Source organism: Streptomyces millisiae, from assembly GCF_031845425.1.
GTDB classification, from domain to species: Bacteria; Actinomycetota; Actinomycetes; order Streptomycetales; family Streptomycetaceae; genus Streptomyces; species Streptomyces millisiae.
Genome location: NZ_JAVREM010000007.1, coordinates 109,462 through 131,642, shown reverse-complemented (window position 1 = coordinate 131,642; position 22,181 = coordinate 109,462). Strand labels below are relative to the sequence as shown.

The 22,181-nt window shown below is 73.2% G+C and carries 18 protein-coding genes and 1 pseudogene; 8 read left to right on the top strand and 11 right to left on the bottom strand.

What is annotated here, in order from left to right:
• From RNC47_RS09785 to RNC47_RS09770, 4 genes are all read left to right on the top strand, one after another.
• Entirely contained in the window at positions 1 to 258 is a 258-nt protein-coding gene (locus RNC47_RS09785) for a hypothetical protein (protein ID WP_311597408.1), read from the top strand.
• Entirely contained in the window at positions 255 to 1,652 is a 1,398-nt protein-coding gene (locus RNC47_RS09780; protein WP_311597407.1) for a serine hydrolase domain-containing protein, read from the top strand. Before RNC47_RS09785 ends, RNC47_RS09780 begins: the two co-directional genes overlap by 4 nt.
• 98 nt (positions 1,653 to 1,750) lie before the next feature.
• Positions 1,751 to 6,244, top strand: a complete 4,494-nt coding sequence (locus tag RNC47_RS09775; RefSeq protein WP_311597406.1) for an RHS repeat-associated core domain-containing protein — start codon at positions 1,751 to 1,753, stop codon at positions 6,242 to 6,244.
• Complete coding sequence (locus tag RNC47_RS09770) at positions 6,241 to 6,729, top strand: hypothetical protein (protein ID WP_311597404.1); 489 nt, start codon at positions 6,241 to 6,243, stop codon at positions 6,727 to 6,729. The genes RNC47_RS09775 and RNC47_RS09770 overlap by 4 nt, the downstream gene beginning before the upstream one ends.
• A 234-nt stretch (positions 6,730 to 6,963) precedes the next feature.
• Here the strand turns inward: RNC47_RS09770 and RNC47_RS09765 are convergent, their stop codons facing one another.
• The 7 genes from RNC47_RS09765 to RNC47_RS09735 form a co-directional block, all read right to left on the bottom strand.
• A complete protein-coding gene (locus tag RNC47_RS09765) occupies positions 6,964 to 7,818 on the bottom strand; it encodes an alpha/beta fold hydrolase (protein WP_311597401.1) in 855 nt (284 codons plus the stop codon).
• Between the two features lie 75 nt (positions 7,819 to 7,893).
• Positions 7,894 to 8,832 (bottom strand): PfkB family carbohydrate kinase, encoded by a 939-nt coding sequence (locus tag RNC47_RS09760; RefSeq protein WP_311597400.1) that lies wholly within the window; start codon positions 8,830 to 8,832, stop codon positions 7,894 to 7,896.
• On the bottom strand, positions 8,829 to 10,295 hold the full coding sequence (locus RNC47_RS09755; protein WP_311597399.1) for a purine-cytosine permease family protein: 1,467 nt from the start codon (positions 10,293 to 10,295) through the stop codon (positions 8,829 to 8,831). The genes RNC47_RS09760 and RNC47_RS09755 overlap by 4 nt, the downstream gene beginning before the upstream one ends.
• A gap of 62 nt (positions 10,296 to 10,357) precedes the next feature.
• The gene (locus RNC47_RS09750) at positions 10,358 to 11,356 is read right to left on the bottom strand and encodes an ADP-ribosylglycohydrolase family protein (protein WP_311597397.1); all 999 of its coding nucleotides are present in this window, start codon (positions 11,354 to 11,356) and stop codon (positions 10,358 to 10,360) included.
• Positions 11,353 to 12,072, bottom strand: coding sequence for a GntR family transcriptional regulator (locus tag RNC47_RS09745; protein WP_311597395.1), 720 nt, complete (start codon positions 12,070 to 12,072; stop codon positions 11,353 to 11,355). Before RNC47_RS09745 ends, RNC47_RS09750 begins: the two co-directional genes overlap by 4 nt.
• A 77-nt stretch (positions 12,073 to 12,149) precedes the next feature.
• Positions 12,150 to 12,887, bottom strand: a complete 738-nt coding sequence (locus RNC47_RS09740; protein ID WP_311597393.1) for a phosphotransferase — start codon at positions 12,885 to 12,887, stop codon at positions 12,150 to 12,152.
• 64 nt (positions 12,888 to 12,951) lie between these two features.
• Entirely contained in the window at positions 12,952 to 13,974 is a 1,023-nt protein-coding gene (locus RNC47_RS09735; RefSeq protein WP_311597391.1) for a pectate lyase family protein, read from the bottom strand.
• Between the two features lie 225 nt (positions 13,975 to 14,199).
• Between RNC47_RS09735 and RNC47_RS09730 the strand changes: the two genes are divergently transcribed.
• Positions 14,200 to 15,234 (top strand): LacI family DNA-binding transcriptional regulator, encoded by a 1,035-nt coding sequence (locus RNC47_RS09730; protein WP_311597389.1) that lies wholly within the window; start codon positions 14,200 to 14,202, stop codon positions 15,232 to 15,234.
• A 138-nt stretch (positions 15,235 to 15,372) separates the two neighbouring features.
• Here RNC47_RS09730 and lnt read toward each other — a convergent pair whose 3' ends face one another.
• Together lnt and RNC47_RS09720 are read right to left on the bottom strand one after the other, a co-directional pair.
• The gene (lnt, locus tag RNC47_RS09725) at positions 15,373 to 17,022 is read right to left on the bottom strand and encodes an apolipoprotein N-acyltransferase (protein ID WP_311597387.1); all 1,650 of its coding nucleotides are present in this window, start codon (positions 17,020 to 17,022) and stop codon (positions 15,373 to 15,375) included.
• Between the two features lie 75 nt (positions 17,023 to 17,097).
• On the bottom strand, positions 17,098 to 17,736 hold the full coding sequence (locus tag RNC47_RS09720; protein ID WP_311597385.1) for a class I SAM-dependent methyltransferase: 639 nt from the start codon (positions 17,734 to 17,736) through the stop codon (positions 17,098 to 17,100).
• Positions 17,737 to 17,943: 207 nt separating this feature from the next.
• Here RNC47_RS09720 and RNC47_RS09715 point away from each other — a divergent pair, with 207 nt between their 5' ends.
• A complete protein-coding gene (locus RNC47_RS09715) occupies positions 17,944 to 18,579 on the top strand; it encodes a phage tail tip lysozyme (protein WP_311597384.1) in 636 nt (211 codons plus the stop codon).
• 114 nt (positions 18,580 to 18,693) lie between these two features.
• Positions 18,694 to 18,831 (top strand): annotated as a pseudogene (locus RNC47_RS37600) (FAD-dependent oxidoreductase); the annotation flags it as partial.
• A gap of 189 nt (positions 18,832 to 19,020) precedes the next feature.
• On the opposite strand, the gene RNC47_RS09710 reads toward RNC47_RS37600, so the two are convergent.
• Positions 19,021 to 19,965 (bottom strand): alpha/beta hydrolase family protein, encoded by a 945-nt coding sequence (locus RNC47_RS09710; RefSeq protein ID WP_394814744.1) that lies wholly within the window; start codon positions 19,963 to 19,965, stop codon positions 19,021 to 19,023.
• Between the two features lie 138 nt (positions 19,966 to 20,103).
• On the opposite strand from RNC47_RS09710, the gene RNC47_RS09705 reads away from it, so the two are divergent.
• Positions 20,104 to 20,700 carry a TetR/AcrR family transcriptional regulator gene (locus RNC47_RS09705; protein ID WP_311597382.1) on the top strand — a complete coding sequence of 199 codons (597 nt, stop codon included), beginning with the start codon at positions 20,104 to 20,106 and terminating at the stop codon, positions 20,698 to 20,700.
• On the opposite strand, the gene RNC47_RS09700 is transcribed toward RNC47_RS09705, so the two are convergent.
• Positions 20,637 to 22,103, bottom strand: a complete 1,467-nt coding sequence (locus RNC47_RS09700; protein ID WP_311597381.1) for an MFS transporter — start codon at positions 22,101 to 22,103, stop codon at positions 20,637 to 20,639. The genes RNC47_RS09705 and RNC47_RS09700 overlap by 64 nt on opposite strands.
• Positions 22,104 to 22,181: the final 78 nt, after the last annotated feature.

Below are 22,181 nucleotides of genomic sequence, written 5' to 3'. Positions count from 1 at the left end.
ATGCACGTGCTGGCCATATCGACCGTCTCGGACCAGGACAGGTTCTGGAGCGGTCTCAAGAAGGCCCACGCCAAGCTCCCCAGGGGCGCCGCCTGGAAGGTGGCGGTCGCGAGCAGGGACGGGGCCAGGGCGGTGAACATCATCACCGACGAATCCGTCGACGCCGTCCGGGACTTCTTCGAGGCACACGCCGGCGCCTATGCCACGACGGAGTACGTCGAGGCGGACGCCGCCAACGCGGTCGGTCTCCCCCGATGAGGCTCGACGTGCCGCGGGCCCGCGCCCGGGTCGCCGAACTCCTCGCGCGGTACGGCATCCCGAGCGCCGCGATCGGCGTGCTCCACGACGGGGAGCTCGCCGAGTTCGCGGTCGGCGTCCGGGACGTGCGGACGCGGGAGCCCGCGACGCCGGACACCGTCTACCAGTGCGGATCCATGACCAAGACCTGGACCGCGCTGGCCATCATGCAGCTCGTCGACGAGGGGGGTGTCGACCTGGACGAGCCGGTGCGGACCTACCTGCCCGGCTTCACCGTCGCCGACCCCGAGGCGGCCGCCACCGTCACCCCCCGCCACCTGCTGCGCCACACCAACGGCATCGAGGAGGACTACGGCGATCCCGGCGAGGACGACGACGTCCTCCAACGCATGGTCGAGAACATCGCCGACGCACCCCAGGTCTTCCCCGTCGGCCACACCCACGGTTACAGCGCCGCGCTCGGCTACGCGATCCTCGGCCGGATCCTGGAGGTCTGCGACGGCAAGCGCTGGGACGACGTCATGCGGGACCGCCTCGTCGCACCGATGGGACTCACCAGCACCAACAGCCGGCACGAGCAGGTGGACCCGACCCGGGCCGCGACCGGGCACCTGCTCAACTCCCTGGAGGAGGGCCCCGTCGTCACACCGGTGGACCACCTGCCACGCGCCTTCGGCCCCGGCGGCACCATCACCTCGACGACCCGGGACGTGCTCGCCCTGGCACACGTCCTCCTCAACGAGGGCGTGGCGCCGAACGGAAACCGGATCGTCTCCGCCGAAAGCGTCCGGGAGATGCAGCGGTCCCGGGTGCCCGTCCCGGATCCGTACCTGTTCGGGCCCGAATGGGCGCTCGGCCTCATCGTGTGCGACTGGCACGGCCAGACCGTCTACGCGAGCGACGGCAGCACCATCGGCCAGAACGCCCGCCTACGGCTGCTGCCGGACTCGAACACCGCCCTCACGATGCTGACCAACGGCGGACCGCGAGAGAGCTTCTACCACGCGGTGTTCAACGAGATCCTGACCGACCTCGGCGCGCCCACCATCCCCGCCCCACCCACCCCGAACCCGACACTGAACCTCGACCCGGCCCGGTACGCGGGCGTCTACGAGCGCCCCGGCACCCGCTACGAGGTGTCCGCCGAAGGAGGAAAGCTGTACCTGACCCTGGTCCTCGACCCCGTTCAGGCACAGTTCCTCCAGCAACCCGACCGCATCAGGTACGAACTGCTCCCGGTGAGCGAGACGCACTTCCTGATGCCGCCGACCCGTCCCCTGGAGGACCCCCAGACGGTGGCGATCTACGACTTCACGGCCGCGAACGGCACCGCCCGGTACCTGCACACCAACTGCCGGGTACACCCACGAACGGGACCGCTGCCGCCTCGCTGAACTCGGCGCCCCCGCATGATCACTTGAACCCAACGTGACCTGCCGTTTACCGTACAGTCGGGCACAACGCGTCACTTGATCGTCACGGGGGAAAGATCATGGCTCGTCCGTCTGACTGGTCGCCTGTCGACATGGACCGGGACCCGACACCCGGGAACCCGGACGAAGTACGGGAACTCGCCGACGACCTCCAGACCTTCGCGGACGACGTCGGCGAGGCACTCGGCCGCATCCGCGGCATGGCGGAGGACCGGGCCGTGCTCGACTGGGCAGGACTGTCCGCCGAAGCCTTCCGCTCCGAGTTCGACGGCGTCCCGCCCAACCTCCAGAAACTCCAGACCTCCTACGACATGGCCGCCCAGGCCCTCCAGACCTACTGGCCCAAGCTGGAGACCGCCCAGGGCATGGCCGACCGCGCCCTGGACCGCGCCATCGCCGCCCAAGCCGACCTCTCCACCGCCCAAGCCGCCCTGACCGACGCGCAGGACTGGGTCTCCCGCGCCGGCGACGAGGCCGAACGCCTGGAACGCGAGGGCGAACGCGAGAACGTCGAACCGCCATCCGAGGCGGAGGTCCGCGCCGCCACCCGCGATGCCACCGCCGCCAACGAGGCCGCCTCCTCCGCCCAGTCCCGCGTCGACGCCGCCGAGGAAGCACTCTCCGCCGCCCGCCAACTCGCCCTGGATGCCAAGGAGATGCGCGAGGAGGCCGCCCGCACCTGCGCCTCCGAGATCGACGCCGCCTCCGACGCCGGCATCCAGAACCGCCGCTGGTGGGAAGACGCCATCCACTGGGTCTCAGAAAACTGGGACACCATCGTCGAGATCTGCAAAGTCGTCGTCGCCGTCCTCGGCATCGTCGTCATGATCATCGGCGGACCCCTCGCCTGGGTCGTCCTCGCCGCCGCCCTCGTCGTCCTCGCCGACACCCTCTACGACTACGCCAACGGCCGCGCCTCCCTCTGGGACGTGGCGTTCGCGGCGCTTGACTGCATCCCCGGCATGAAGGGTCTCACCACCCTCGGCGGACTGGCCGTCGGTGTACGGGCGTTGGCGCGTGGCGGGCTGCGCGGCATGGCCGCCGGGGTACGCGGCCTGGCAACCCGTGGCCGCACGATGATCGCGGACGGCATGCAGTCCGCGTACTCGCGCGCCCGCACCATGATCCGCAGCGGCGGCACCGACCCCGTCGACCTGGCCACCGGCCACATGTACCTGCCCCAGACCGACGTCACCCTGCCCGGCACGCTGCCGTTCGCCTTCACCCGCCGCGTCCAGTCCGGCTACTACGCCGGCCGGTGGTTCGGCCCGTCCTGGTCCTCCACCCTCGACCAGCGGCTGGAAGTCGACGAGGAGGGGGTGGTGTTCCTGGCTGAGGACGGCCTGGTCCTCGCCTACCCCCACCCGAAGGCGCCGAGCACGGCCGTGTTGCCCGAGAGCGGCCCCCGCTGGCCGCTGGCCCGGCAGGAGGACGGCGGCTACGCGCTCACCGACCCCGTCACCGGCCACATCCGGCACTTCCGACGTCCGGACGGGGACGGCGACTGCCGCATCCTCGGCATATCGGACCGCAACGGCAACCGCGTCGACATCGACTACGACCCCCACGGCGCCCCCACCGCCATCCGCCACTCCGGCGGCTACCACCTCACCCTCACCACCGAACACGGCCGCGTCACCACGCTCGCCCTCGGCGACACCCTCATCCGCCGCTACGCCTACACCGACGGCAACCTCACCGCCGTCCTCAACCCCGCCGGCCAGCCGCTCCAGTTCACCTACGACCACCGCCTACGCGTCACCTCCTGGACCGACACCAACAACCGCCGCTACGCCTACACCTACGACGACCACGACCGCTGCGTCGCCGAAGGCGGCGAAGCCGGCCACCTTGCCCTCACCCTCGCCTACGACGGCACCCACCCCGACTGGCCGGACGCCCGCGTCACCACCCTCACCACCGCCCAAGGCACCACCAGCCACTACATCATCGACGACCACCACGACGTCATCGCCGAGATCGACCCCCTCGGCAACGTCACCCGCACCGAATACGACGCCGACCACCACACCGTCGCCGAAACCGACCCCCTGGGCCATGCCACACGTGTGAGTCGCAACGCTGACGGCCAACCGCTCATCGTCCGGTTCCCCGACGGCACCTTCACCCGCTACGAGTACAACGACCTCGCCCTCCCCGTTTCCATCGCCCTTCCCGACGGGACCACCTGGCTACGCGAGTACGACGAGCGCGGCAACTGCGTCTCCGTCACCGACCCGCTCGGAGCCACCACCCGGTACACCCACGACGCGTTCGGTGGAATCGCGTCGGTAACGGACCCGCTGGGTGCGACGACCCGGATCCGCTGTGACGGCGCCGGGCTCCCGACCGAACTGACAGATCCGCTGGGCAACACGGCCACCCGTCGCTACGACTCCTTCGGCCGCCCCGATCGGATAACCGACTCGTCGGGAGCCGAAACGCGGGTGTGGTGGAGCGCGGACGGCCATCTGACCCGGCTCGTCGATGCCAGCGGCGCGGAGCAGACCTGGCAGTACGACGGCGAGGGCAACTGCGTCCGACACACCAACGCGGCAGGCGCCGTCGTCGAGTACGAGTACACCCACTTCGACGCACTTACGGCCCGTACCGAGGCGGACGGGGTCCGTTACGAGTTCGAGCACGACGCGGCGCTCCGTCTCGTCCGCGTTACCAACCCGCAGGGACTCGCCTGGGAGTACGACTACGACGCCGCCGGCCGGTTGATCGCCGAGACCGACTTCGACGGACGTCGTGTCGGCTATGCCTGGGACGCCGCCGGCCGTCTGGCCGAACTGACCAATCCGCTCGGCCAGACGATCGCCTACGAGCATGACTCCATGGGCAGGCTGATCGCCAAGCACTTCGGCGACCACAGCCTCACGTACGGCTACGACCCTTTGGGACGGCTGCTTCACGCTTCCGGCCCGGATTGCGAGGTGCGGTGGGAACGCGACCTCGCGGGACGGGTGCTCGCCGAGACGATCAACGGCAGGACGCTGTCCCTGGAACTCGACGCGGCCGGTCGACGCGTCTCCCGGACCACGCCAGGCGCGGGCCGTACGTCCTACGACCATGACGCCGCGGGGCGGCGGGTGGCCCTCGATGTCTCCGGGCATGTGTTGTCCTCCACCCATGACGCGGTGGGGCGCGAGACCACCCGTGTGCTGGGGGACTCCTTCACGCTGAACAACGTGTGGGACCCGGTCGGACGCCTTACGCATCAAGAGCTCGCCGGAGGCCGTGACCAGCCTCTGCTGACCCGCGCCTGGACCTACCGGGCCGACGGCTACGTCACCGCCCTCCAGGACTCCGTGCGAGGCGATTCCGCCTTCGCCCTGGACGCCAGCGGGCGCGTCACGGGGGTGGACGCACGAGGTTGGACCGAGTCCTACGCGTACGACGTGGCGGGTAACCAGAGCCACGCCACCTGGTCCTCACACCACCCCGCGCAGGAAGCCACTGGCGCCCGAACCCTTGAGGGCACACGGCTGGTGGCGGCTGGTGGCGTGCGCTACGAGTACGACGACGCCGGCCGAGTGACCGTCAAGCGCAGGACCCGCCTCTCCAGGAAGCCGGACAGCTGGCGTTATTCGTGGGACGCGGAGGACCGCCTCACCTCCGTCACCACCCCCGACGGCGCCGTGTGGCGCTACCGCTACGACCCGCTCGGCCGCAGGATCGCCAAGCAGCGGCTCGGCGAGGACGGCACGACGGTGGTCGAGGAGACCAGTTTCGTATGGGACGGGGTCACGCTGGCCGAGCAGACCACCGTCTCGTCCGACGCGCCGAACCCCGTCACGCTCACCTGGGAGCACGACGGGCTGGCTCCCGTCTCGCAGGCCGAGCGCATCACCGACGCGACGACACAGGAGACCATCGACAGCCGGTTCTTCGCCATCGTCACCGACCTCGTCGGCAGCCCCACCGAACTCGTCGGCGAGGACGGCGACGTGGCATGGCACGTTCGTCGAACCCTGTGGGGGCTGAGCGTGTGGCGCGCGGACGCCCGGGCCTACACTCCGCTGCGCTTTCCAGGTCAGTACCACGACCCGGAATCCGGGCTCCACTACAACCACCATCGCTACTACGACCCGGAGACCGCTCGCTACACGTCACCGGACCCCCTGGGCCTGCGCCCGACGCCGAACCCCGTCGCCTACGTCCACAACCCGCTGAACTGGGATGACCCGCTGGGCCTGTCTCCCTACCCGGCCGGAGACGCCATCGACGACATGATCGGGCGGATCGATCCGGACAGCCTGACCATGACGCGGACCGTCCGGAACCACCTCGATGACATGGCGGATCGGCCCGTCCCCAGGCCCGACGGCGGCCGTTACGTCTCTCGTTCACGCCCCTTCATGGACTCGACGATCCTGATCCGGGAGATCATGCAGGGCAGCCGCCCGGCACTCGACCCTCGCGGCGCCTCTGGGGCACTCCGATGGGATACTCCCGGCGCGTTCAACGGCAGCCCTGGAACATGGGAGCTGGTGATCGACACGAACAGCAACACGATCCTGCACTTCAACTTCGTGGGGACACGATGACTCTGAGCTTCACGGTCAACCCTGGTGACGCGATCGAGGGACGGCTGAGCTACATCAGGTCCGAACACAGCTTCATGTACCAGGTGGCGGACCGGTCTGGACTGGCCGTGGAGACGGGAGACCAGGGTGTCACCAGCCTGGTGATCGACACGCTCCAACTCGAGGTGGGGGTGGAGCACGGTCGGGTGCTCTTCGCGTGGGGGTACCACCCGATGGGCGGCTGGTCCAAGGCGGAACTGACCGAGCCCGAGTGCGCCTCCGGGCAGGTGTCCGTGCGGTCGGAGGAACCACTTCTGCCGGGAGTGTCCGTGCCCGTTTCCGGCGACGCGTGGGTCACCCAGTTCGACCCGGCCCGCCAGTTGGTGCGGGTGTCCCCCGCCGTCGGCGCGTCAGACCGATGCGTACGGATCGCGCAGGGGGTGGCCCTCGGTCTCACCGGTTCGCGCCTGACCGAGGTGTGGCTCCGCCCGACCTTCGAAGAGTGAGGCCGACCATGCTCCTCGGCTGCACGTCGTGGGGGCCGCAGAGCAGGCGCGGGTCACGGATTCCCTCCGCCGACCGGTACCTCCCACGTGGCGTGCCTAGTCGGGACGTCGATGGCCGGTCGACGCCGGATGGCGGCCGCGCTCGCCAACACACCGGCCGGAGATCAACGCATCAGAGCAGACGACCAGTCCGGCGTCTGACCTCCTGCCGGCTTCGCGGTGAGTAGTCCGCGTTCAGCGCCCCTGCCGGTTCGTGGCGAGCGCCGCGCGCAGGATCGCGCGCAGCTCGGTCGGTCGTTCCCGCCACGGGTGGTGGCCGGCGTCGCGCAGCGCGTGGAGTCGGCCGTGGGGCAGGGCGGCGGCGAGCGCGGCCGCGGTGGTGATGGGGCGTGGGTCGCCCGTGCCGTGGACGACGGTCACCGGGGCGGTGACGCGGCGGCACCCGTCGCGTACGGCTTCCTCCGGCCACGCGTCCGTCTCCGCGGCCAGCCGGCGGTTGGCCGTCCAGTTGACGGCGTGGGGTGCGGCGGCGTCCTCGGCGGCCCAGGCCCAGGCCCGTTCGCGGTCGGCGTGGTCGGTGAACCAGGCCAGGGTCCGGAACTCCCGTTCCCGCACGGCGGAACGGTGCGGTTCCGCCTCCAGTTCGGCGAGCCGGGCGACCTGCCGTTCCGTCATGCGGCGAAGCCGCTCGGCCCGGTAGGGGGTTCTCCAGTCGCCGAGTCCGGTGCCGCTGAGGTGGACCAGGGACGCGACCCGGTCGGGGTGGGTCCACGCGTAGTGGAGTCCGAGCAGGGCGCCGAAGGAGTGGCCCACGACGGCCCACCGCTCGTACCCCCAGTGGCGGCGCAGGGCTTCGAGGTCGGCGACGAGGCGAGCCACGCGCTGGTCGTCGGAGGCGTCGGACCGGCCGCAGCCGCGCTGGTCGAAGCGGTGGACGACCGTGCCGTCGTCGAGCAGCCGGGCGACCGGGCCCAGGTAGTCCCACAGTCCTGGCCCGCCGTGGAGCAGGACGACCGGCCAGGACGGCCCGACGCTGCCGGTGGTCGCGGTCCACAGGCGTACCCCGTCGTCCATGGTCACGAAGGTCATCGCACCACCCTAGGGTTGACGTTCACCGATGACACGGGCGCCGGCCGCGCGGGCGTCACTCGTGGCCGCGCTCTGTCAGGCGCCGCCCCCGGCGAGGAACTCCGCCAGCTGCGCGCTCGTCGGGGCCGTGGCCGGGCCGGTGCGGGTGACGGCGTAGGCGGCCGCCGCGTTGGCGGTGCGGGCGGCGGTGGCCGGGGTCTCGCCCTGGGCGAGGCGGGCGAGGAAGGCGCCGACGTGTGCGTCGCCGGCGCCGTTGGTGTCGACGGCGTGGACGGGGAAGCCCGGCACGTGCCGGGGTTCGGCGCCCGGCAGGGCGAGCCAGCAGCCGGCGCCGCCGGCGCGGAGCACGGCCCCGGCGCCCGGCGCGAGCCGGGCGCGGAGGGCCGCCGCCGCGGCGGCGGGGTCCTCGTGGCCGGTCATCAGCCGCGCCTCGCGGGCGTTGGCGCTGAGCCAGTCGGCGCGGGCGAGCACCGGTTCGAGGACGGCCGGCGGGATGTCGGCGACCAGCGGCGCCGGGTCGAGGCAGAGGGTGACGCCGGCCGGCAGCCCGGTCGCGAGCCGGGCGAGCAGCGGCCCGACGGCCGGCAAGGCCAGGGCGTAGCCGGAGAGTTGGACCAGGTCGCCGGGGCGGATCTCGGCGGCGACGGCGGCCGCCTCCGGCTCGGCGAGCCGGGCCTCGACGCCGAAGCTGGTGACGAAGGTGCGTTCGCCGCCGCCGTCGACCAGGGCCACGGTGAACCCGGTGTCGCCGTCGACGCGGACCGGCAGGAGGGTTTCGACGCCCTCGGCGGCCAGCGCGGCGCGCACCAGGTCGCCGTGGGGTCCGGTGCCGTGCGGCCCGGCGAAGACGGCGGGGGTGCCGAGCCGGCGGGCGGCGACGAGGGTGTTGAAGCCGCCGCCCGCGGTGAGTTCGGTGCGCGAGCCGACGACGTCGCCGCCGCGCTCCGGCAGGGCCGGGATCTCGATGACGAGGTCGGCGATGACGTTCCCGACCAGGACCAGGCGGCGGCTCACCGGCCGGCCCCCTGGAGGGCGGGCGCCGGGGTGGCCTCGGCCTCGGGCCCCGTGGCCCGGCCGGCCAGCGCGTAGACGGCGGCGCCGGTGGCCATCGCGATCGCCCAGCCCAGGCCGTTGGCGCCGGCCCAGGTGTCGGCGAACGGACCCTCGAACCACACGTCGGTGCTGGTGGCGGCCTCGGTGAAGAGCAGTCCGGCCACGATGGCGGCGGCCCAGCCGAGGACGGCCGGCAGCCGGAAGCCGCCCGTGTACCAGTAGCGGCTGCCGCCGGTGGTGTCCATCAGCGCCTCCGGGTCGTAGGCACGGCCGCGCAGCGAGTCGACGGCGACCACGCCGATCCACGCCGAGATGGGGACGGCGAGGAGGGTGAGGAAGGTGGAGAACGGGCCGTAGAAGTCGTCCGCGATCAGCATCAGGTAGATGCCGCCGGCGAACATCAGCACCACGTCGAGGGCGACCGCCCACACCCGGGACACCCGCAGGCCGAGGGTGATCATGGTCAGGCCCGCGGAGTAGGTGGACAGGTGGTTGGACATCAACAGCCCGCCGAACGCCGCGACGAGGTAGGGGATGGCCATCCAGGACGGCAGCATCTCGTTGATGGCGGCGACCGGGTCGGAGGAGGTGGCGAGCGTGTCGTCGCCGGCCGTCAGCAGGGAGCCGAGCGAGATCAGCAGGAGCAGCGGGATGCCGGCGCCGAACGCGGAGGCCACGACCAGCCGGCTGCCGGGGATCTCCTTCGGCAGGTAACGGGCGTAGTCCGCGCCCGCGTTGGCCCAGCCGATGCCGGTGCCGGCGGCGACGAAGCCGATGCCCGCTATCACGCCGCTGGTGGCGCCGGCCGGCGCGTCCAGGACGCGGCTCCACTCGACCGTCGCGACCAGGAAGCCCATCACGATCAGGTTGAGGACGCCGAAGACGACGGTGGCCCACTTGTTGATCCACATGATGGTGGCGTGCCCGAGGCCACTGATCAGCAGCGTGCAGGCGATGAAGACCAGCAGGCAGAGCAGCGTGAGCACGGTGCCGCGGTCCAGGCCGAACGCGATGTCGAGCATGGCGAGCAGGGCGTAGGCCGCGGTGGTGGTGGAGATGATCTCCCAGCCGATCCGGCTCAGCCAGCTGACCAGCGTCGGGCCCGCGTTGCCGCGCTGCCCGAAGACGGCCCGGGAGAGGGTGAGCGCCGGGGCGCCGCCCTTCTTGCCCGCCAGGCTGAGCGCGCCGACCAGCGCGAAGGAGCCGAAGGAGCCGATGAGGGCGACGAGTACCGCCTGCCAGATGTTGAGCCCCCGGAAGGCGACCAGGGTGGCGCCGAGCGGAAGGCCGAGGATGCTGATGTTGGCGGCGAACCAGGTCCAGAACATCTGTCCCGCGTGGCCGTGCCGTTCGTGGTCGGGCACCGGCTCGATGCCGCGGGTTTCAACGGCGCCGACGCGATCGTTCGTCTTCGAAACGCTCATCTTCGGTGCCTCCTTCGGTGGTGCGATGGGACGGGGTGGTGGTGGGGCGGGTCGGCGGCGCGTCAGCGCAGGGCGATCAGCCGGGCGGTCAGGGGTTCGAGGTCGAGGGAGTTGACCTCGCGCAGGGTGCGCACGGCGTCGGTGGGCAGGGCGGAGAGTCCGGCGACGGAGCCGGCGATCGCGCCGGCGACGGCGCCGATGGTGTCGGTGTCGCCGCCGAGGTTGGCGGCGAGCACGGCGGCGCGCCACGGGTCGCCGTCGGCCAGGGCGAGGACGGCGAAGGCCGCGGGGACGGACTCCTGGGTGGCGACGCTGGTGCCGACCAGGGTGGAGATCAGGTCCACGGCCGGCTCCTCGGGCAGCCCGTCGACCAGCCGCCAGGCCCACTCGATGCGGGCCGCCACGTCGGCGCCGGCGATCCAGTGCCCGCGCCTGGCGCCGGCCCGGGCGGCGGCGACGGCGGCGCGGACGGCCTCGTCGAGGGTGCCGCCGGCGACGCCGGTGCTGACGGCGGCGGCGACGGCCGCGGCGCCGGCGATCCCGATCGTCGTGTCGTGGGTGACCTGGCAGGACTCCACGACCCGGTCGAGGAACGGTTCGAGCGGCTCGGCGGGGAAGGCGACGCCGACCGGGGTGACGCGCATGGCGGCCCCGTTGGTGGTGCCGAACCTGCCGGCCTCCGCCGGCGGCACGCCACGGGCGACGGCGTCCAGGGCCGCCTTGGTGGAGGGGCCGAGCAGGTCGAGCGACCCCCTGGCCCTCATCTCCTTCTCCCAGTCGAGGAGTTCCCGGGCCAGGCGCAGCGGGTCGATCCGGCCGAGCCCCTCGACGAGGAGCCGGCCGACGAGCACGGCCTGTTCGGTGTCGTCGGTGACGGAGCCGGCCGCCATGCCCGCGCTGATCGGGTTGTCGGGCGCGGAGTCACGGAAGCCGGTGATGGTGCCGTACACGCGGCGGACCTGCTCCCGCGACATCGACTGGGTCGGCATGCCGAGCGCGTCGCCGAGGGCGAGTCCGTAGGTGGCGCCGAGCGCGCGGTCGAGCTGGGGCGGGGCGGTCACCGGGGGTCTCCCTCGTGGGAACGTATCCGCAGCTGGAACCTGGCGGGGTCGAGGAGGCTGGTGATCCGCTCCACGACCGAGCCGTCGGCGGCGCGGTTGACCTTGGCCAGCTGGAGGAAGGGCTCGCCGGGCGAGCGGTGCAGCACGGCCGCCTCACCGGCGTCGATCGCCCGGACCGACACCAGGCCCTCGCCCGAGACGGTGATCCGGCCGGCGGCGACGAGCGCCGTGTTGAGCGAGCCGTCCGCCAGGCCGCGCCGGGGCAGCTCGGCGAGGTCCCCGGTGGCGGGGACGCGGCTGCGCTCCAGCGAGACGCCCTGCCCGTCGGGGAGCCGCCTGACCCGGTCGAGCGCGACGAAGACGTCCGAGTCGACGCCGAGCTCGGCGGCCAGCGCCGGGTCGGCGACCGTCTCGAACCGGTGGATCTCGGTGGTCAGCCGCACGCCCTGCTCGGCCAGCGCCTGGGTCCAGCCGCGTCGCCCGTCCAGCGGCGTACCGTCGAAGGTGACGAACGAGCCGATGCCGGCGTGGGTGGAGATCAGCCCCTCGTCGCCGAGGACCTTCAGGGCCTGCCGCAGCGTGGTCCTGCTGACCCCGAACCGCTCCCGGAGCGCGTGCTCCCCCGGCAGCCTGCTGCCGTCGGAGTGCACCCCGGCGCGGATCTCGTCGGCGAGGACGCGCGCGATGCGCTGATGCTTGTGTACCTGTCCAGGCATGTCTAGAACATAGGCGCGGGCATCCCGTCCGGTCCATAGCCGCCGACAAGATTTTTCGCCCGGCCCCTCGGGCCCGCTCAACGCAGCGCGCGCTCCAGAGCGTCGCGGTGGGCGGAGACCCAGCGGTACGCCGCCCGCACCTCCTCGACGACGCCGCTGTCGCGCAGCCGGACCATCGCGGGGTCGCCCGCCTCGGCCTGGGCCTCGATGCCGCGCCAGCACCGGTCCTGCCACCACAGCACCGTCGCCACCAGATCGCCGCGGTCCGCCAGGCCGTAGCCGTCGGCGACCAGCCGCAGCCGCCGCCCCGCCTCCGCGACGTCGGTCACCGAGGGGCCGAGACCGAGGTACTGCCAGCAAACGTGGGCGACGTCGTGCACCCGGGCGCCCGGCGCCGCGAGGTCCCAGTCGATGAAGGCCACCGGCCGCAGCGCGCCGTCGACCGGCCGGTAGACGGTGTTCTTCGGCGACAGGTCGTTGTGGCACACGACCTCTCCCGCCCCGGCGAGCGCGGTGCCCGCCGTCAGGTCGTGGAACTCGCGCACGAGCCGCGCGACGGCCAGCAGGCTCTCGTCCGAGGAGACGGCGGCGGGCTGGCCCGGCTCCCAGGCGACGTGCCCTTCGAGGTAGCCGAGTATCTCCCGACCCCGCTCGTCCACGCCGAGGTGGCGCGGGGCGCCCGCCCAGCCGCCGGCTTCGAACAGCCGCAGCAGCTCACGGACGAACGCCGCCCGGGCGGGCGCGGGGCGGCGGACGGTGTCCCCGACGCGGACGACGGCGTTGACGAAACCCCCGGGCAGCGACGACTCGTTCATGCCCCCAGTCTGCCGGGGCCGGGCACGCGTTGGGGGTGTGGTGGGCGTGCCCGGCCCCGGTGCCTCAGTTGCCGATGTCGGGCCGGGGTCCCGCGCCCTGGCCGACGATGGTGGGGACCTGGCTGGCGGGGTCGAGGGTGTAGGAGTAGAAGTCGCGGGGGTTGAAGGTGGTGCCGCCGGCCTCCTGGCGTCCGGTGGTGCCGGTCAGGATGGAGCCGGTCTGGGTGAGGGTGGCGGTGGAGTCCCGGTAGTAGGGGTCCTTGACGTTCTGGAAGTAGCCGTTCTCGATGACCATCCGGGTCTGGCCGCGGGAGTAGTTGCCATAACCGGTGATGTTCTGCATGTAGTTGTTGTAGAGGTGCGCGTAGGCGACGTTGTCGGTGCTGGGGTTGCGCGAGTTGGTGTTGCGGATCCAGTTGTGGTGGATCGTGATGCGCGCGGTGACGTTCTCCGTCCAGCCGATCCCGAAGGACTTGTTGCCCTCGTTGAGGATGTTCCAGGAGACGGTGAGGTTGGTGGTGTCGCGGCGGCTGTCGATCAGGCCGTCGTTCATCCGCTCGATCCGGTTGTGGTCGATCCACACGCGGTTGGCGCCGTCCATCTGGATGCCGTCGTAGTCGTAGGCGTCGTCACCGGGGTCGTCGTCGGGCATCCGGGTGTCGCGGATGGTGAGGTTGCGGATGATGACGTTGGAGACCCCGTTGAGGAAGAAGCCGCCGTTCACGATGTGTCCCGAGGTCCCGACCCCGACGATCGTCTTGTTCGAGGTCACCCGGATCTCGTGCCCGAACGGCGTCACCGTGATCGGCGCCGCCACCCGGATCACGTAGGGGGTGGACGCGGTGGCGTAGCGGTTGAGGTCCGCGAAGTTCGTCACGGTCACCGTCGGGCCGGCCGCGCCGCCCGTGGTGCCGCCGGACGTCGAGGCGAAACCGTCAGGCGTGTTCGGCCAGGCGGCGACGCCGGGCCCGGCCGCCGGCGCGGCGTCGCCGGCCCGCGCCGCGGGGACCCCGAGCAGCGAGCCGCACAGGGCGGCCACGAGCGCGACGAGCAGCGCCCAGCGTCGCGTCACGGTTGTCTTGGACATGGACACTCTCCAGTTGTCGTGGGGGGCCGACAGGCCATGGGAGCGCTTCCATTCATGGTCACCGCCCTGCTCCGGCCGTCGAAAATATCGGCGACCGGATCGGTAGTGAGCGGTGTCCGAAACCGTAGGAGCATTCCGAGGGGCCGTCAAGGACCCTGGAACCAGGGGAATTTGAAGGAAAGAGGGCTTCGAAAATTTCGACGCCTCGGGCTAGACTTCCCGGCCATGTCGAGCACCGCAGCGGGCGACCCCCGCGCCGAGCCGCTGACCAGCGCTGAGATCGCCGAGCGGGCGGGCGTCTCCGTCTCGACGGTCTCCAAGGTGATCAACGGCCGGTCGGACGTCGCCCCCGACACCCGCGCCAGGGTCGAGGAGTTCATCCGCCGCCACGGCCACCTGCGGCAGAAGCGGCGCGCGGGCGGCCCCGCGCCGCTGCTCGAACTCGTCTTCCGGCAGACCCGCGACGCCTACGCGATAGAGGTCATCAACGGGGTCCAGCGGGTGGCGCGCGAGCACCGGCTGGCCGTGGTGCTGTCCGAGCTCCAGGGCCGGCACACCCCGGACCAGGGCTGGGTCGAGCAGGTCCTGGCACGCCGGCCGACCGGCGTCATCTCGGTGTTCGCCGTGTTGACCGACGCGCAGAGCGGTCAACTCCGCAGCCGTGGCATCCCGTTCGTCCTCGTCGACCCGGGCGGGGAGCCCGCGCACGCCGCCCCCTCGGTCGGCGCCACCAACTGGGGCGGCGGCCTGTCGGCCACCCGGCACCTGCTCGGGATCGGGCACCGGCGCGTCGCCGTCATCACCGGGCCCGACCGCTCCATGGCCAGCCGGGCCCGGCTGGACGGCTACCGCACCGCGCTCGACACCGCCGGCATCGCGGCCGATCCGGCGCTGATCAGGACCGGGGACTTCACGACCGAGGGCGGCCTCGCGCACGCCAGGGCGCTGCTGCGGCTGCCGGAACCGCCCACCGCCGTGTTCGCCTGCAACGACGCCCAGGCGCTCGGCGTCTACCTCGCCGCCGCCGAGGCGGGGCTGCGCATCCCGGACGAGCTCAGCGTGGTCGGCTTCGACGACCTGCCGCCGGCCCAGTGGACCGTGCCGCCGCTGACCACGGTCCGCCAGCCGCTGACCGAGATGGCCGCGACCGCCGCGACCATGGTGCTCGCCCTGGCGGGGGGTCGGGTGCCGGCCCAGCCCCGGGTCGAGCTGGCCACCGAACTGGTCGTGCGGGCCTCCACCGCGCCGCCGGGCGGCTGACGCCGCACGACGCCGCACGACGCCGTGGGAACAACCGCCGCACGGCCGGCGCTTTCCGCCGCGTCCAGGCGTAGGGTCTGCTGCGCCCCCCGTCGGGCCCCGCCTTCGTCCTCCCCGCAGCGGGGCCCGACCATCGCCTCAGTCGTTCGCCGAGCCGGGCTCCGGCGCCGTCCGGTCCGCCGGTGGGCGGCGCTCGCGGCGGGCGCGGACCACGCCGAGGGCGGTGGCCGCCGCGGCGGCCAGGGCGACGCCCGTCTCCGGGACGGCGCCCAGGCGGGTGGCGAGGGTGGTGTCGGTGCGCAGCGGCACGGTGGCGGTGAGCACCTCGCGGGCCCAGGGGCCGGTGGCCGCGGTGACCGAGCCGTCGGGGGCGATGACGGCGCTGATGCCGGTGGTGGAGGCGACCAGGACGGAGCGGTCGTGTTCGACGGCCCGGAGCCGGGACATGGCCAGCTGCTGTTCGGGTTGGGCGAGGTTGTCGTCGCGCATGTAGGTGGCGTTGTTGGTGGGCACGGCGATCAGGTTGGCGCCGGTGCGCACGGCCTCGCGGACCTGGCCGTCGTAGGCGACCTCGTAGCAGATGGAGGAGGCCAGCCGGACGGGCCCGACGTCCAGGCGCACCGGTCCGTCACCGGGGGCGAAGTCGCGCGGGATGAGCTGGAGGTCGCCGAAGCCGCCGAGGAGGCCGCGGGCGGGGATGTACTCGCCGAAGGGCACGAGGTGCTGCTTGGTGTAGTAGGGCCCGGGGCCGGTCTCCGGGTCCCACAGCAGGCTGGCGTTGCGGATGCGGTCGCCCGGGCCGTCCAGGATGGCGCCGACCACGATGGGCGCGCCGACCTCGGCGGCCGCCTGGGAGATGGGACCGCGCAGGGTGGGGTCCTCGCGCGGGTCGCGGTCGGTGGCGTTCTCCGGCCACAGCACCAGGTCGGGCTGGGGTGCCCGGCCGGCCTGGATGTCGGCGGCCAGTTCGCGGGTGGCGGCGACGTGGTTCTCGGCGACCTGCCGGACCCTGGCCTGCTCCTCCAGGGTGCGCCCGCGCGGCACGTTGCCCTGCACGACGGCGACCGTGGCCTGTTCGTCGCCGCTTCTGGCGGCGGCCGGGAGGAACGCGGCGCCGGCGGCGCAGGTGGCGAGCGCGGCCAGCAGGCCGGTCGCGGCGACGGCGCGTCCGCGCCGGGTCGCCGTGGGGGCCGCGGCGGGGAGCGTGGTGAGGACGGCGGCCAGGCAGGCGGCGGCGAGCGCGACGACCGCGCTGACGGCCGGGGCGCCGCCGATCGCGGCCCACCCGAGGGTGGGCGCGTCGGCCTGGCTGAAGGCGAGCCGGCCCCAGGGGAAGCCGCCGAGCGGCACGCGGGACCTGAGGGCCTCGACCGCCACCCACCAGGCGGCCGCCCACAGCGGCCAGGCCGGCAGTCGGGTCAGGACGGGCACCGCGCAGCTGAGCCCGCCGAGCAGCAGGGCCTGGATGACGGTCAGGGCCGCCCACGGCAGTGGGCCGAGGTTGGTCAGCCACACCAGGTGCGGGCCGAAGAACGCCAGCCCGAAGACGGTGCCGAGGGCGAAGGCCGCTCGGGCCCGGCGCCGCCGGAGGACCACGAGCAGCAGCGCGGGCCCGACCGCGGCCAGCGGCCACCAGCCGAGGGGCGGGAAGGCCGCTGCCAGGAGGAGTCCGCCGGCGGCCGCGGTGGCGCCCGCCGTGAGGGTGCTCCGGTCGAGGCGCCGGCGGCGGCCGGTGGGCTCCGCCTCGGGGGCGCCGGTGGTCCGGGTTGGTTGGTCAGTCGTGGTCACAGGTGCAGTCTTCTCCGCGGTGGTCTGCCTTGCCCAGTGTGCCCCCTGGTTCCGGTGGGCGGTCGGGCGCCCCGGTCAGGGGCGGGTGGCGGCGCCGATGACGTGGCTGAGGCGTGGGGAGAGCGGCGAGAAAGCGAAGGCGAGGCGGTCGACCCGGTCGACGGTGAAGCCGGCGGCGCGGATCGCGGCCTCGGTGTCGCGGTTCGGGTGGCAGCCGCCGGCGGCCAGCCGCCACACCGGGGTGACGGCGTCCTGGAGGAGCGCGGCCCAGCGGCGCGGGGAGCGGACGTGCTCGTAGAAGCGCAGCTGGCCGCCGGGGCGCAGCACGCGGGCGGCCTCGGCGAGCGCCGCGAGCGGGTCGTCGACCGTGCAGAGCACGAGCGAGCAGACGACGGCGTCGAAGGTGCCGTCGGCGGCCGGCAGCCGGCCGGCGTGCCCGGCGGTGACGGACACCGGGACCGGCGCGGCGGCGGCGGTTCGGCCGGCCTCGGCGCGCAGCGTCTGGTCGGGCTCGACGGCGACGACCTCCCGCACCTCGGGCGGGTAGTGGGCGAAGTTGCGGCCCTGGCCGGCGCCGACCTCCAGGACGCGGCCGCGCAGCCCGGCGAGCAGGCGGTGCCGGTGCCGCGCGCCGCCCCGCCGGTCGGCCCGCTCCGCGATGCCGAGGTAGGCCCGCGCGAAGCGGGGGTGCTGGAAGGGCTCCCGGCGAACCATCGATCGCTCCTGATCCTTCGGCGGCGTGGGCGGCGACGCCTCCGACGATAGGGGCCGGCACGGCCCTCGGACCCGGATCGGGGCGTCCCGAGAACGGCGATGTGGGGGCCTTCCGTGGGGTTATCGATGCCGCGCGGCGGAAACCCGGGGGGTACATCGACAAAGCGACACATCGATACGACGTGACAGGAGGAGGATCGGAGGATCATGGGCACGAAAGACGCGCACTGGGAGAAGAAGAGCCTCGACCAGCGGATGCTGCACGTGGTGGAGCGCCTCGTGGACCACTACCACTACCCGGTGAACGGGGCGGCCGGGATCGTCGGCAACCTGGTGGCCGAGTCCGGGGTGATCCCCAACCGGGTCGAGGGCAGCGCCGAGGGCACCCCGATGCGGTCGAAGAACTTCAACGGCGCCGTGGTGAACCACACCCCGCAGGCGATCATGAACCGGAACGCCGCCCACCACGTCGGCCCCGCGCGGCCGGGCATCGGCCTGGCGCAGTGGACGTCGCCGCCGCGGCGCGCCGGTGTGTTCACCCACAAGCCCGAGGGCCATCCCGCCCTGGGGGCCGACGCGGTCTTCGACATGGACGACCAGATCGACTTCCTGGCGGAGGAGCTGAAGACCAGCTTCAAGGGGGTCCAGGGCGTGCTGAAGAAGCCGGGGGTGAAGGTGGACGAGGCCTGCGACGAGGTCACGTACAACTTCGAGGTCCCGGGCGCCGTCCTGCAGGGCGGCCACAAGCTGCCCCGTTCGGACTCCCGGGTGCAGCAGGTGTTCCACCAGCGCCGCCCCTTCGCGCAGCGGGCTCTCTCCGCCTTCCACGCCGCGCACCCCTGAGCGGCCGCGGCCCGGCACCCGCCTGTGGGGTGATCTGACTCACACGCTGTCACAGCGATTGGCCGTCCGGTGTCTTGAGGCCGACCCCGTGAACGCGGAGGAGACGCGGCGCGCGACGTGACGGTGACGCTGATCAACCCGCGCCCGACCTTCGTCGAGCGGATCCGCCTGCACCAACTGGTGGGCGGGTCCGACGACGCTGGGGTTCCACGTCGCAGGCCGGCCCGGTGCGCGGCTGAAGGAGTTCGTGTGCCGGGGCATCGTCAAGCACCTGGCCGGCGAGGCGCGCAAGCCGGGTTCGTGCGGCCTGCGCCGGGTCTCGGGAGGCCCAGGCGGCAGCGGCTGCTGGCCGCGCGCGCCGCGGAGCCGGCCACGGGCGGCTCCTCCGTCCGCACCCCGGGAGGCTGACCCGCGTCGCGTCCGGCGCCGCCGGGGCGCGGGTCACTTGGACTCGATGCGCCCCAGCGGCGCGTCGCTCTCCGCCAGCGCCCTCCGCACCGCCGTCCAGTCGGCGTCCCCGACGCCCAGCGCGTGGCGGAGGTAGGCCAGGGTGACGCGCTGGAGCAGCGCGAGACGTCCGGGGTGTTCGTCGGTGGTCTCGCGGATCTCGTGGCCGGCGATCCCCCCGAGCGAGTGCTCGCCGCCGAACAGGGTGAGCAGGCTCTTGGGGCCCGGGCTCAGGTGGTACGGGTCGGTGAACCACTCGGGGCCACGGACGGACAGCGGGGAGTCGTCCTTGTCGCCGGCGACGACGAGGGCGGGCGTCGTCATGGTGGTGAAGTCCGGGTTCATGAACGGGAAGTGCTCGGCCGCGAACGGGGACAGGTCGGCTCCGCCGGCGCCGGCCGCGGCGAGCAGCACGCCGGCCCTGATCCGCGGGTCCGACAGGTCGTCGCCCGGCGCGCCCGCCGGGTCGAGGACGCGCTGGCCGAGCAGGCTGCCGGCGGTCTGGGCGCCGTAGGAGTGGCCGGCCACGGCGACCCTGCTCCGGTCGAGGCGGCCGCCGAGGCCGGGCACGGCGGCTTCGACCGTGTCGAGCTGGTCGAGGGCGCGCCTCAGGTCGTCGACGCGGATGCGCCAGATGTCGGGGGTGCGGGGGTCGTCCGGCGCGAGGCCCACGGTCCGGGAGTCGAGGTGGGTGGGCTGGACCACCACCAGGCCGTGGGCGGCCCAGAAGTCGGCCAGCGGGCCGTAGCCGTCGAGCGAGGAGCCGAAGCCGTGCGAGAGGAGGACGACCGGCAGCTCGTCGCCGGTGGTCGGGGCGGAGACCCTGACCCGCAGCTCCTCGCCGCGGCCCGGCGCCTCCAGCGTCACCGGCTTCACCGAGACGACCGGGGCGGGCGCGGTGCCGACGACGTCCGTCGCGACCCCTGCTGTTGTGGCCATGGGCATGCCTTTCTGCTGGCCGTTCGGCGGCCGATCTGCCACCATGAGAGAAACGGGACGCTGTCCCGGTTCCAAAGATACGGGACACTGTCCCGGTTAGCAACGTCGTGGTGGCACGGCGACGAGGGAGACGGTGCGGTGAACGGCGGCGAGCGGGGCGTGGAGCGGGCGACGAGGCCCAAGCGGGCGGACGCCCGACGCAACCAGGAGGCCCTGCTGGACGCGGCCGCCGCGGTCTTCGTCACGTCGGGGGTTGACGCCCCGGTCCGCGCGATCGCGGCCAGGGCCGGCGTCGGGACGGCCACCATCTACCGCCACTTCCCGACGCGGGCGGACCTCATCGTCGCCGTCTACCGGCACCAGGTCGAGGCGCTGGCCGAGGCCGGCCCGGCCCTGCTGGCCGACGGCCCGAGCCCCTACGCGGCGCTCGGCCGGTGGATCGACCTCTTCGTCGACTTCCTGGTCACCAAGCACGGCCTCGCCACCGTCCTGCAGTCCGAGGACGACCGCTTCGCCTCGCTGCACTCCTCCTTCCTCGAACGGCTGGTCCCGGTCTGCGCCGAACTCCTGGACGCCGCCACCGGTTCGGCGGAGATCCGCTCCGCCCCGGGCGCCTACGAGCTGATGCGCGGCGTCGGCAACCTCTGCGCGGGTGCCGGCGACGACCCCCGTTACGACGCCCGGCGCCTGGTCGGGATCCTCGTCGCGGGGCTGCGTCGGCCGTCCTCCGGCTGAGCGGCGGGACGCATCCGGGCGGCGACCACCAGCGTGCCGGCGACGACCGCGGCCATGGCGAGGAAGACGTCGGAGTAGGCGGCGCCGTCCGCGCCGGAGTAGAGGGGGTTGAGGGCGCCGCCGCCACCGTCCGCCCTGGCGGACGCCAGCACGCCGAACACGGCGGGGCCGGTGCCGGCCCCCAGGAACTGGGCGCCCTGCAGGATGCCGAGGCCGACGCCCGCCCGCTCGGCCGGCAGCTCGCGGGCCGCGGCGCCGATGACGGTGGTCATCACGAGCATGAAGCCGACGCCGATCCCGAGGATCCCGGCGCCGGCCGGGAGCACCGAGGAGCCGTCGGTGAGGGCCGAGAGCCACAGGGCGGACAGCCCCATCAGGGTGAGCCCGGCCAGCACCAGGGGGCGGGGGGCGGCCCGGTCGGCGAGCCGGCCGATCAGGGGCGAGAGCAGCGCGACGGCGGCCCCGGCCGGGATCATGACCAGCGCGCCCTCCCCCGGGTCGAGGCCGTTCACCTCGATGACCAGCAGCGGGACGAACACCAGGCCGCCCAGGTTGACCGTCATGGCCAGGAAGGCGACGAGCAGACCGGTCCGGTAGACGCGGTTGGTGAACAGGGCGGGCGGCACGAAGGGCTGGTCGACGCTGACGGTGCGTCGCCCGAAGAGCGCGAGCGCCGCGACGGCGATCAGCAGGCTGCCCCAGGCCGAGGGCGCGGCGAAGCCGGAGACCTGCGCCTGGGTCATGCCGAACAGCGCCAGCCCGGCGCCGAGGCCGAGGAGCGCGCCGCCGGGCAGGTCGAGCCGGCCCGTGCCGGACGGGCGCTCGTCCGGCAGCACCCGCCAGGCCGCGGGCAGCAACAGCAGCGAGACCACGAGCATGATCCAGAACAGCGCGGGCCAGCCGAGCGCCTCGCCGATCCCGCCGCCTACCGCGGGCCCCGCCGCCGTGCCGATGCCCGCGCCGGCGGAGACCACGCCGATGCCGACGCCGCGCCGGTCACCCGGCAGCAGCCGGGTGACGGCGATGACCGAGAGCACCGGGATCGCGGCCGCGCCGACGCCCGTCACGATCCTCCCGGTCACCAGGGCCGGCAGGTTCGGGGAGACGGCGCAGAGCAGGCTGCCGGCCGCGTAGGTCAGGAGCGCGAAGGCGAAGAGCCGCCGTAGGCCGACCCGGTCGGAGACCCGGCCGTAGAGCGGGACGCCGACCGCGAACACCAGCAGGAACCCCGTGACGACCCAGGCGAGTTCGGCCTCGGAGGCGCCGAACTCGGCCCCGATCGTCGGGAGCATCAGGTTGACCATGTCGCTGGCGGTGACGGTGGCGAGGATCGCCGCCATCAGCACGGTCAGCAGGGCGAGCCCGCGGTCGTTCCGCTCGCTCGTCCTCGGTGGGGAAGTCATGCGGTGAACCGGTCCCTTCAAAGCCCGCAACCGCCACCACGGCGGTTACATTTTGGATGTCGGAAACGACGGAGGAAC

Excerpts from the sequence above, each read along its gene's own strand:
- RNC47_RS09785 (WP_311597408.1), top strand. The coding sequence starts at position 1 with ATGCACGTGCTGGCCATATCGACCGTCTCGGACCAGGACAGGTTCTGG.
- RNC47_RS09780 (WP_311597407.1), top strand. The coding sequence starts at position 255 with ATGAGGCTCGACGTGCCGCGGGCCCGCGCCCGGGTCGCCGAACTCCTC.
- RNC47_RS09775 (WP_311597406.1), top strand. The coding sequence starts at position 1,751 with ATGGCTCGTCCGTCTGACTGGTCGCCTGTCGACATGGACCGGGACCCG.
- RNC47_RS09770 (WP_311597404.1), top strand. The coding sequence starts at position 6,241 with ATGACTCTGAGCTTCACGGTCAACCCTGGTGACGCGATCGAGGGACGG.
- RNC47_RS09765 (WP_311597401.1), bottom strand. The coding sequence starts at position 7,818 with ATGACCTTCGTGACCATGGACGACGGGGTACGCCTGTGGACCGCGACC.
- RNC47_RS09755 (WP_311597399.1), bottom strand. The coding sequence starts at position 10,295 with ATGAGCGTTTCGAAGACGAACGATCGCGTCGGCGCCGTTGAAACCCGC.
- RNC47_RS09745 (WP_311597395.1), bottom strand. The coding sequence starts at position 12,072 with ATGCCTGGACAGGTACACAAGCATCAGCGCATCGCGCGCGTCCTCGCC.
- RNC47_RS09740 (WP_311597393.1), bottom strand. The coding sequence starts at position 12,887 with ATGAACGAGTCGTCGCTGCCCGGGGGTTTCGTCAACGCCGTCGTCCGC.
- RNC47_RS09735 (WP_311597391.1), bottom strand. The coding sequence starts at position 13,974 with ATGTCCAAGACAACCGTGACGCGACGCTGGGCGCTGCTCGTCGCGCTC.
- RNC47_RS09730 (WP_311597389.1), top strand. The coding sequence starts at position 14,200 with ATGTCGAGCACCGCAGCGGGCGACCCCCGCGCCGAGCCGCTGACCAGC.
- RNC47_RS09720 (WP_311597385.1), bottom strand. The coding sequence starts at position 17,736 with ATGGTTCGCCGGGAGCCCTTCCAGCACCCCCGCTTCGCGCGGGCCTAC.
- RNC47_RS09715 (WP_311597384.1), top strand. The coding sequence starts at position 17,944 with ATGGGCACGAAAGACGCGCACTGGGAGAAGAAGAGCCTCGACCAGCGG.
- RNC47_RS09710 (WP_394814744.1), bottom strand. The coding sequence starts at position 19,965 with ATGGCCACAACAGCAGGGGTCGCGACGGACGTCGTCGGCACCGCGCCC.
- RNC47_RS09700 (WP_311597381.1), bottom strand. The coding sequence starts at position 22,103 with ATGACTTCCCCACCGAGGACGAGCGAGCGGAACGACCGCGGGCTCGCC.